3 protein-coding genes are annotated in these 4,852 nt (G+C 77.6%); 1 reads left to right on the top strand and 2 read right to left on the bottom strand.

All coding sequences use genetic code 11. From position 1 onward, the window contains the following. Both GSF22_RS30595 and GSF22_RS30590 read right to left on the bottom strand, forming a co-directional pair. A partial coding sequence (locus GSF22_RS30595; RefSeq protein ID WP_208817387.1) for a GTPase occupies positions 1-1,406 on the bottom strand: 1,406 nt, incomplete at its 3' end. Next, on the bottom strand, positions 1,403-2,860 hold the full coding sequence (locus GSF22_RS30590; RefSeq protein WP_307804467.1) for a dynamin family protein: 1,458 nt from the start codon (positions 2,858-2,860) through the stop codon (positions 1,403-1,405). The genes GSF22_RS30590 and GSF22_RS30595, both read right to left, overlap by 4 nt. Before the next feature lie 128 nt (positions 2,861-2,988). Between GSF22_RS30590 and GSF22_RS30585 the strand changes: the two genes are divergently transcribed. Further along, positions 2,989-4,852, top strand: a 1,864-nt coding sequence (locus tag GSF22_RS30585) for a LuxR family transcriptional regulator (protein WP_208817386.1), incomplete at its 3' end; no start/stop codon positions are given.

Below are 4,852 nucleotides of genomic sequence, written 5' to 3'. Positions count from 1 at the left end.
GAGACACCCGCCACGGCACCCCGCCCGGCCATGAACGCCACCCCACCCGCGGACAGGGCCACCATCACCTGGTCGGTGCCCGCCGCGGTGGACGCCACCGGCGCGGCGGCCATGGTGTGCCGCAGGGTCGCGTTGACCCCACCGACGACCAGGGCCCGCTGGGCCGGGTCGAACAGTTGCGCCAACGCCCGTTCGGCGACCAGCGCGAACCGGGCGGCCAGATCCTCGGACAGCCGCACCGACACGCCCTGCAACGCCCGGTCCACCTCCTGCGGCAGGACGGCCAGGTCGGCGCGGGACGCCCCGTCGATGCGGACGGTGAACTCCTCCTGCACCTGCTGCAGCGCGGCACGCAGAGCGCCGGTGGCGTCGACCCGCGCCCGGTTCGTTTCGGTCCCCAACACCAGGGACCACTGGCGGGGTTCGCTGCGCCGCTGCGCGGCCAGGTCGGCGCGCTGCGCGCGGAACCGGTCCCCGTCGTGCGGGTCCCCGTCGGCGGCGCGGACCCGTTCGGTCGCGGCGGCGTCCAGGCGGGCCAGTTCGGCGCGGGCGGCGCGCAGCAGGTTCGCCCGCCGCAGCACACCCACCCGACCGGCCAGGTCGACCAGGGTGCGCTGCACCGCAGGTACCCCCGAGGCGACGGTCAGGTCGTCGGCGTCACCGCCGTCCACGCCGGCGGCCAGGTCGGCCAACCGCGCCGACACGGCGTACCAGGGGGCGTCGGTGAACCGGGGCGCCCAGGTCCGCAACGCCCGCCGGTTCGCGGCGAGGACCTCCCGCCACCCGCCGTACGCGTCGACCTTCGTCAACGCGAACAGCACCACGTCGACCCGGTCGGCGGCGCGGGCCAGGAAGTCCAGTTCCGGGGCGGTCAACGGGCCGGCCGCGTCGGTGACGAACAGCAGGACGTCCGCGTCACCGGCGGCCCGTAACGCCAGGGTGGTGTGCGTGTCGTCCCACCCGCCACCACCGGGGGTGTCCACCAGGGTCAGGTACTCCAGCAGCACCGCCGGATGGTCGACCTGCACCCGCCTCGGCGGCGGGGTGTCCGCACCCGCCCCGGTCAGCACCCAGCGGGCCAGGTCCACCGGTTCGGCCGGTACCGGCGTGTCATGGCCGGGCAGCCACACCCGCACCGCGGCGGTGGGCGCCCACCCGTACTCCACCCACGTGCCGGTGCCGGCCAGTGGCGCCACCGGCGCCACACCCGCCCCGAGCAGCGCGTTGACCAGGGAACTCTTCCCGCAGCGCGGTTCACCGACCAGCACCACCCGGGGGCGGGTGCCGTGGTCGTGGCGGGCCTGTTCCAGTTGCGCGGCGGCACCGGCGTCGACGGTACGCAGGTAGGTCACCGCCGCGTCCACACCGGCGTCGAGCAGCCGCTGCAACGGCACCCGCCCGCTCACCTGTCCACCTGCCGGGCCAGCAGGTGGAAACCCCGACCGGCCAGGTCGGCGACGCGGGCCTGCGCGGGGCTGGCCGCGACGACGGCGAAGCGCCGCCACCGGCCGGCGGCGGTGACCGCCGCGTCGGCGGCCGTGCCGGTGTCCACGTCACCGGTGTCGAGGATCCACCGGACGTCGGTGGAGGTCACCAGGCGGATCAACTCCCGGCGCATCGGTTCGGGAAGGTCGACCTGTCCGCTGGTGACCTGCCGGGCGGCCTGCACCAGCCGCAGCCGGTGCTGACCCGGGTCGGCCAGGAGGTCCTCGACCGCGTCGGTGAGCACCGTCCGGTCGGTCGGGTCGGTGGCCCGCCCGGCCAGCTGCCGCAACGCCTCCACCGCCCGGGCGGCCTTGACCAGGTCGGCGCGGTGACGTACGACGTCGTCGAGCCGGTCACGTACCCGGGGCAGGCCGCTGGCCCGGCCCAGCCGGTCGACCAGCACGGTCGCGTCCATCTCCGGGTCGGCGGTCAACCAGCCGACGGTCAACGCGACGCCGTGCAGGTCCAGCAGCCGCAGCAGCCGCCGCCGCGCCCCGGCCGGTACGGGCGCGTCACGTCCGGTGAACCAGTCCGCCGATGTGGTCAGCAGCCGCCGCTGCCCGGCCGGTAGGGCCGCCAACGCCCGTAACGCGGCCAGGTCCGCGCCGGCCAGCCCACCGGTGTGGGCCGTTTCGGCCAGCAGACCGGCCACCGGCACCACGTCGGCCAACGCGTGCGCCAACCGCCGGGCCTGCCGGTCGGCGAGGGCCTGCGCCACCGGCCACGGGTCACCGCCGGCGTCGATGAGCGTGTCGACCCGGGTGAGGACCCCCACGGCGGTCAGCGGGTCCCCGCCGACGGTGACGTCGTCGACGCCGACCGCGCCGGTGAGCACGTGCAGGACCGCGTCGGCGGCGTCGACGGCCGCCACCGAGTCGGCGTCGACGTCGCCGTGCAGGAAACGCCGGGTCACGTCGCTGACCTGCCGGTCCGTCGACGCCAACCCGGGGGTGTCGACCACCGTCACCGCACGCAGCCGGTCACTGCTGACCGTCACGTCCAGGTACGCCACCTGCGCCCACGGCACCGGCACCCGCTGCGGGACGAGCGTGTCGTCGTCGACGGGTACCGGGGTGCGCGCCCCGGCCCGGTCGACGACCTGCACCCCGTCGGTGGGTCCGTACCGGTAGCGGGTGACCAGCCGGGTGCACTCCACCGGGGAGGTCGGCGCGACCCGCCGCCCGACCAGCGCGTTGACCAGGGTGGACTTACCGGCGTTCAACCGTCCGGCCACGGCCAGGCACACCGGGGCGGCCAGCCGGTCCCGGACCTGCCGCACCGCGCCGGCCAGGTCCGCGCCCACCCGGGGCAGGACCGTGTCGCAGCACCCCAGGACCCGGGCGGTGCACCCGTGCGGGTCCGGCCGCCACCGCACCACACCCACCGCCTACCGCCCCCTGTCGTCTCCACCCGTGCTACCCGCCGGCGCCTACCCTACGAATATCCTGCGGGGCGCAGGATCCCAGGTTCGTGCCACAAGCCGTGAGGGACGGGGGGACGCCGGTGCCGCTGGTGCAGCAGGTGGCCACGCTGCTGGCCCGACCGGGGCTGGTCGTGGTGCACGGCGGGCCGGGCTGCGGACGCAGCACCCTGCTGCGCGCCGTCGCCGCAGCCGTCCCCGCCCCCGGGTACGCCGGTGGCGGGTTGGCCGCCATGGCCGGCACCGACGGGTTCGTGTTGTCGCACGCGCTGCGGGTCCGGCTACCCGTGCACGACCGGGCACTGCTGGCCGACGCGGTCCGGGTCCGCGTCGGCGCCGGACTGCTCGTCCTGGACGACCTGCACTGGGCCGACCCGGTGACCCTGCACACCGTCGTCGCCCTGGCCGGCCGGTGCCGGATCCTGGCCGCCCTGCGTACCCCGTACCGGCTGCCCCCGACCACCGTCGAGGCGTTACGGGCCGCCGCGACCGGTTGGCTGCCGGTGCCGCCCCTGGACCGGGCCGCCGCCGTGGCCCTGGCCCGCACGCTCTGCCCGGCGCTACCGGACGCCACGCTCACCGCGCTGGTCGACCGGGCCGGGGGCAGCCCCCTGGCGGTGACCGCCCTGGCCCGGCACGCCACCACCCGACCCGACGCCCACGCCGACGGGCTGGACCTCGACCAGGTCGGCTACGCCGTGGCGACCGCGTGTGCCGACCTGCCCCGGGCGGCCCGCACCGCCCTGGCCGTGCTGGGCCTGCTCGGCCGGCCCGCCCCCGCCGCGCTGCTCGGCCCCGGCGTGGCGGACCTGACCGCCGCCGGTCTGGCCGTCACCGACGGCGACCAGGTCCGCCCGGTCAGCCCGTACGTCGCCGAGGTCGCCGCCGGTCTGCTCGACGAGCCGACCCGCCGGGGGCTGCACCGGCGGCTGGCCGGGCTGCTGCCCCCGGTGGAGGCGGTGACGCACCTGAGCGCCGCCGGTGACCACCACGACGCCCACCGGTACGCCCGCACCGCCGCCGACCGTACCGACGACCCGGCCCTGCGGGCCCGACTGCTCACCCTGGCCTGCACCCGACCCGGTGTCGACGTGCCCGCCGACCTGCGGGCCGTCGCCGCCCGGGCCGCCCTGCGCGCCGCCCGACCCGACCTGGCCGTCGCCGCCCTGACCTGCCGCACCCCGCTGGGCGTGCAGGCGGCGGTCCTGCACGCCGAGGCGCTGCTGCAACTCGGTGACCCCGCCGGCGCGGCCCGGGTCGTCGCACCGGTACCGGACACCGCGCCCGGTCCGCTGCTGGCCGCCCGGGACCGGATCCGGCTGCTGGCCGCCCTGACCGTCGACCCGACCACGGTCGCGGACACCGCCGCGCAGGTGACCGCCCGGCACGGCGTCCGGCCCGCCGACGCGGGCCTGCGGGCCGCGCTCGCCACGGTCGCCGCCACCACCGGCGCCCCCGGCTGGGAACAGGACCTGACCGGCGCCGCCGACGACCCGGACACCGACCGGCTCGCCGCGGCGTGGGCCGCCTGGCTGCTCGCCGACACCCTCGCCGGTACCGGCCGGCTCACCGAGGCGGTCGACGCCGCCGACCGGTACAGCGGCCGGCACGGGCACAGCTGGTCGATGCGGCTGGCCGCCCTGCGGGCCTGGTGCACCGCCCTGCGCGGCGACAGCCCCGACGCCACCGCCCTGCTGGAGGCCACCCTGCACCCGGTGGCGTACCGGTACGCGCTGGCGGCCGTCGGTCTGGTCGAAGCCGACGCGGGTCTGCTCACCGCCGCCCGCGCCCGGCTGGCCGGCGCCGCCGGTGACCCGGTGGTCGACTGGGTGGCCCGGGAGGCCGCCTGGCTCGACAACCAGCCCTCCCACGCCAACCCGCCGCTGGCCGCCGGTGCCGCGCCGCTGATCGTGGGCCTGCACGCGGTCACCCGCCACTGGGCGGGCG

Origin of the sequence: Micromonospora echinofusca, assembly GCF_017614955.1 — a bacterium.
In the GTDB taxonomy this organism is placed as follows: domain Bacteria; phylum Actinomycetota; class Actinomycetes; order Mycobacteriales; family Micromonosporaceae; genus Micromonospora; species Micromonospora echinofusca_A.
The sequence above is the reverse complement of the archived record's forward strand: the minus strand, read 5'-3'. Positions and strand labels throughout refer to the sequence as shown.